7 protein-coding genes are annotated in these 4,985 nt (G+C 48.9%); 3 read left to right on the top strand and 4 right to left on the bottom strand.

The genetic code is table 11. The features are described 5' to 3' along the window. Positions 1 to 314, bottom strand: a 314-nt coding sequence (locus ACKOVI_RS00470; protein WP_509601746.1) for a D-alanyl-D-alanine carboxypeptidase, incomplete at its 3' end; no start/stop codon positions are given. A 5-nt stretch (positions 315 to 319) separates the two neighbouring features. Then, positions 320 to 670 carry a hypothetical protein gene (locus tag ACKOVI_RS00465; protein ID WP_509601743.1) on the bottom strand — a complete coding sequence of 117 codons (351 nt, stop codon included), beginning with the start codon at positions 668 to 670 and terminating at the stop codon, positions 320 to 322. 23 nt (positions 671 to 693) lie between these two features. Between ACKOVI_RS00465 and ACKOVI_RS00460 the strand changes: the two genes are divergently transcribed. Together ACKOVI_RS00460 and ACKOVI_RS00455 are read left to right on the top strand one after the other, a co-directional pair. Further along, positions 694 to 1,344, top strand: a complete 651-nt coding sequence (locus tag ACKOVI_RS00460) for a TrmH family RNA methyltransferase (protein ID WP_509601741.1) — start codon at positions 694 to 696, stop codon at positions 1,342 to 1,344. Positions 1,345 to 1,346: 2 nt separating this feature from the next. Next, positions 1,347 to 2,525, top strand: coding sequence for an MFS transporter (locus ACKOVI_RS00455; RefSeq protein WP_509601739.1), 1,179 nt, complete (start codon positions 1,347 to 1,349; stop codon positions 2,523 to 2,525). Here the strand turns inward: ACKOVI_RS00455 and ACKOVI_RS00450 are convergent. After that, the gene (locus ACKOVI_RS00450; protein WP_509601748.1) at positions 2,496 to 3,377 is read right to left on the bottom strand and encodes a tetratricopeptide repeat protein; all 882 of its coding nucleotides are present in this window, start codon (positions 3,375 to 3,377) and stop codon (positions 2,496 to 2,498) included. The two genes, ACKOVI_RS00455 and ACKOVI_RS00450, sit on opposite strands and share 30 nt — an antisense overlap. 206 nt (positions 3,378 to 3,583) lie before the next feature. On the opposite strand from ACKOVI_RS00450, the gene ACKOVI_RS00445 reads away from it, so the two are divergent. Next, positions 3,584 to 4,726, top strand: a complete 1,143-nt coding sequence (locus tag ACKOVI_RS00445) for a HoxN/HupN/NixA family nickel/cobalt transporter (RefSeq protein ID WP_509601737.1) — start codon at positions 3,584 to 3,586, stop codon at positions 4,724 to 4,726. Here ACKOVI_RS00445 and ACKOVI_RS00440 read toward each other — a convergent pair. Next, a partial coding sequence (locus ACKOVI_RS00440) for an EamA family transporter (RefSeq protein ID WP_509601735.1) occupies positions 4,713 to 4,985 on the bottom strand: 273 nt, incomplete at its 5' end. The two genes, ACKOVI_RS00445 and ACKOVI_RS00440, sit on opposite strands and share 14 nt — an antisense overlap.

Below are 4,985 nucleotides of genomic sequence, written 5' to 3'. Positions count from 1 at the left end.
GACTTTCCATCAACGCCACTCCAGAGAGAAGTAGTGAAGCTATCTGTCGCAGCGAGATAGGTATAGGCAGCAGCTGCAGATACCAACTTAATTACTGAAGCTGGCTTGCGTGGAGAATTTGCATTTGATTCATACACGACTTCGCCTGTTACCTCATCGAGAACAATTACCGATGGATCTGCCATCGTTGGTATTGAAGTCAGTTGTGAGAATGCAGAGTTGATCGCAAGAGAATCTGCCGCAGTTGCACTTACTGGAGAAATGCTAAGTAAACCTGCAAGCAGGTAAGCGAGTAGTGAGATTCTGCTGCGCAACAAAATTACTTTACGCCGACCGCAATAACGATATTGAGAACTGTGAGCCCAAGCATTGTTGCCCAGACTGAAGTTTTCAAGGAATCCTTCTTCACATTCTTGTAGCCAAGGAAGAGGATGCCTGCAAGAACGAGAGTTTTGACGCCGATCTTGGTGTGATTAAGCGTTTCATCAGGATTTGCTTGTGAAAAGAGGCCGACCATCACGATGCCTGCAACAAGTGCTGTCAGACCAGCATGGATTACACCAGCGCTGAGCTTGCGTGAGCTCTTATTAGCCTGAGCCAAGAGCAGTCCAAGGATTCCGAGGATGCTGAGAATATGGATACCGAGTGCGATGTTAAATACTGTCGTCATGCGCACTAGTTTAGAGTGCCACCATGGAAATTAAGACACCGGCAGAGATTGGTCCCGGTGAATTCTTCCCGGTCGTAGGCGTTGGTCCTCACCCGCAACCATGGCCTACTGGAGAGCAATACGACCCTGAACTATTGGCCAATGGTGACCGTCGCAATGTCCTTGATCATTATCGGTACTGGACCGTCCCGGCAATCGTCGCCGACCTCAATACAAAACGTCATAAGTTGCAGATTGCAATCGAGAATTGGCAACATGATTTGAATATTGGTTCAGTTGTTCGTACCGCAAATGCATTCAATGTAAGCGCTGTCCACATCATCGGAAAGCGCGATTGGAACAAGCGCGGTGCGATGGTCACAGATCGCTATCTGACAGTCTTGCACCACCCAACTGTTGCTGATTTTGCACAATGGTGTACCGATAATTCGCTGCCCATCATCGGAATCGACAATGTGCCAACTTCTCGTAACCTTGAAGGTTCTGATGTTCCAGAAAGTTGCGTTCTGCTCTTCGGTCAAGAAGGCGCTGGCATGTCGGATGAGGCAATTGAAGTCTGCCAAGTCTTATATGCAATCGAGCAGTATGGATCTACGCGATCTATGAATGCTTCAGCAGCAGCAGCGATCGCGATGTATCACTGGGCGCTGCAACACCTACCCCGAAAAAGCTGATTATGAAACGGTGGCTTAGTCGAAATCTCCTCATTCTCACCTTGGTGTCACTGGCTCAAGATGCTGCTAGTGAACTTCTCTACCCACTCCTGCCTTACATCGTTACCGCCGGGGCTATTAGCGCCGCACCTTTTGTACTTGGTCTTATAGAAGGTGCAGCCGAAGCTGCCGCCGGATTTACCAAGTTATATTCAGGAAATAAGAGTGATTCCATAGGGCGAAAGCCATTTGTGATAGCTGGCTATTCCATTGCAGGTTTCGGCAAGGCACTCGTTGTTTTTGGAACAACATGGGGCACGGTATTCCTAGGTCGAATTACCGATCGTATTGGAAAAGGGATGCGCAGCGCTCCGAGAGATGCACTCATCCATGATTCCGTGCCTCGAGAGGATCTTGGAAAGGCATTCGGCTTTCATAGAACAGGCGACAATGTAGGAGCGGTTATTGGTCCTTTGATTGCGCTCTTAGGACTTTCGCTCCTTAATAATGATGTTCGTGTTGTTGCAATGTGGGCATTGTTTCCAGCGGCTCTCTCCGCAATATTAACTATCTTTGTACGCGAAAATATCATCAAACAAAAAAGTGAGAGAGAAGAAAAATCAGAAAGCGACATCACCCCCATTCCCGCTCCTTTGAAGAGGGCGATTGGGGTTCTGGTGGTGATACAACTGACGAACATTCCAGATGCGCTCCTGTTGCTGCGTCTCTACGATCTTAAATTCTCGGTTACTAGCGTAGTTATTGCCTATGCCATGTACAGCCTAGTGACCGCTATCTTTGCATTCCCAGGTGGTTATCTCGCAGATAAATTTTCACCTCAAATTGTTTACGCCATTGGACTTATCGCTTTTGCCGTTGCTTATGCAACTCTCGGATTAACAACAAGTAAATCAATTGCTCTCATCGCGCTAATGATCTATGGAATCTTCCCAGCTCTTACAGATGGCGTTGGTAAAGCGTGGATTGCGCAATTGAGTGAGTCTGCCCATCGCGGAAGGGCGCAAGGTATCTATCAAGCAGGCATGAATTTTGCAGTACTAGGCGCCGGTATATGGGGCGGTGCCCTTTGGGCAAGTGGTCCACAGCAGCCTGTCTTATGGTTGGCAGCCCTTGGTGCACTGCTGGGTTCGATCTACTTGGGAGCGACCTGGTTAATCAAGGACTTCACGCACCGACGCTAGGCGTCGTTCGACTTCATCTGCCTCTTCGATACGTCCCAATTGGCGCATGACCACTGCCATTTTAGATTCGATTTCGATGAGGAATTCGAAGTCTTTTGAATCATCTTCGGCAGTGATATTAAGAACGCCCTCTAGCGTTGAGAGTCCATCTTGTAGCTTGCCCAAGAGAATCTCTGCACGACCGTATTCGTAGAGCGCAAAAGTTTCACGGCGATGGTCGTGAGCTGTTTCAAATACATCCATCGCTTTGCGCGCAGCATCGAGTGCCTTCTCGCCATCACCGAGTTCGTTGTAGCACGATGCGATTTTCTGATCGCAGCGAGCAACATGGAGAACTTCTCTCTCTGCTTTAAAAGTCGCGCGGGCTTCCTGAAAACAGATAATTGCTTCGTTGTAATTCTTAAGTTCGCGCTGTGCGCATCCGATTAAGTGCATGTCATTTGCTGCGCTAATGTTGTTGCCATCAACGAGATGCTCTTGCGCACACTCGTACATAATCTCGATGACTTTTTCGTAATTCTTAGAGGAGTACCACCACTCGCCCAAGGTGCATGCGAGTTCCAGCGCTATTGGAGATTTGTTCTCGCGTAGGAGCTCGACCGCTTTGGACATTGCTGTTGCCGCTTCATCCATACGCTTGAGTTGATTGAGGTTGTATCCAATAGCTGAATAGGCCTGTGCCAAACCTTCGCTGGATGCACCTGTACCAAGTTCGGAGTAGATATCGCGGGCAGTCTCAGCGAGCGCCAAGGCCTCGTCATACTGGCCGCGAGCAAAGATGCGGGCGCTCAGTTCGTAGTAGGTATCAGCACGCTCTTCGCCGCTGACCTCGGGGATTCGGTCCCAGAGCATCTCTTCAGTCAGGATTTCATCGCCATTGTCATGATCATCGTTACTCACCTGGCACCCTCCTTCACCTATTTCCGCGCACTCTAGACCTAACAATGGGCAGGAGGTGGATATTTCCGCAGTAATGACCATCCTCAAGTGGCAGTAAATCCCCTCACCCCGTACCCTTCTACTTGCAAACGATTTGCAACTAGTGGTGGAGAGACCCGATGAGCCAAAAGGCCAGCTTGAAAGAACACCTCAAATTTAGCCGTGAAGAGCTACCGGCCCTCTTTGGCGTGCTCGGAACAGTTGTCTTTCTCCACATTCTTGGGTGGGGCCTCTTTATCCATTACAACTCTGATCCCAAGTACCACTCATTAGTCGATGGCAAAGGGGCACTGATTTATGCAGGTGCGGGCGCACTGGCATATTCATTCGGTCTTCGCCACGCATTCGATGCTGACCATATCTCTGCGATTGATGATTCAACTCGCATCATGTTGGCAAAGGGCAAGAAGCCTCTGGGTGTCGGACTCTTCTTCTCACTTGGTCATTCAACGATTGTTCTCAGCCTTTCAATCGCAATCGCTTTTGCTGCAAAGGCTGCAATTAAATTTCAGAAGAACTATGCAGAGACTGGTGCGATTATCGGTGCATCTGTATCTGGCTTCTTCTTGTATCTCGTTGGAATTCTCAACCTCGTCATCCTGGTTGGAGTATTAAAAGTTTGGAAGAAAGCCAAGAGTGGCCAGTTCTCGCATGAGCACCTCAACGAACTTCTCAATGAGCGCGGAATTATGAAGCGCATCTTCCGCGGCTTCTTTAAGAAGGGCTTTGATCATTCATGGCAGCTCTATCCAGTGGGAGTTCTCTTCGGTCTTGGATTTGATACTGCAACTGAAGTAGCCCTGTTAGCGCTATCTGCAACCACGGCAGTCGGTGCAGTAGGCGGCACTCTTCCCCCACTAGCAATCATTGCGCTGCCAATTATCTTTGCGGCAGGAATGTCGATGATGGATGCATTGGATGGAATCTTTATGACGAAGGCTTACTCATGGGCCTTTACATCGCCGCTACGCAAGATTTACTACAACATCACCACAACAGGCCTTTCAATCTTTGTTGCTCTAGTCATCGGCACTATCCAGCTTGTAGGAGTTCTGGCAGATAAGACAAGCATCGATAATTACCAGCCATTTACGCTGATTGCATCGATTAATCTCGGCGGTATTGGCTACTGGATTGTCGCCTCATTCGTGCTGGCTTGGATCGTCTCGGTAGCAGTCTGGAAGATTGGTCGCTACGAAGAGCGGTACTCATCCGGCATTGTTGAAACCGATCACCTACACCAAGACCTTAAGGTCGAGTAATTCGAATTCTCTCTTGGGCGATAGCTGCACCCAAGAGAACAACGAGCGCACCTACCGGTTCGTTCCAGGTAATTGTCTCTCCCAGAAATATGATGCCCACAATTACGGCAACAACCGGAGTGAGATAGGTGACGCTACTTGCGATTGCACTGCCTGCAATCTGCATGACCTTAAAGTTCCATAGGTAAGCAAACCCACTGCCAAATACCCCAAGGGCAATCATCGATGCGACTGGTCCGATTCGATATTCAGAAGTGGC

This window comes from Candidatus Planktophila sp. (assembly GCF_046070465.1).
Taxonomy (GTDB): Bacteria; Actinomycetota; Actinomycetes; order Nanopelagicales; family Nanopelagicaceae; genus Planktophila.
The sequence above is the reverse complement of the archived record's forward strand: the minus strand, read 5'-3'. Positions and strand labels throughout refer to the sequence as shown.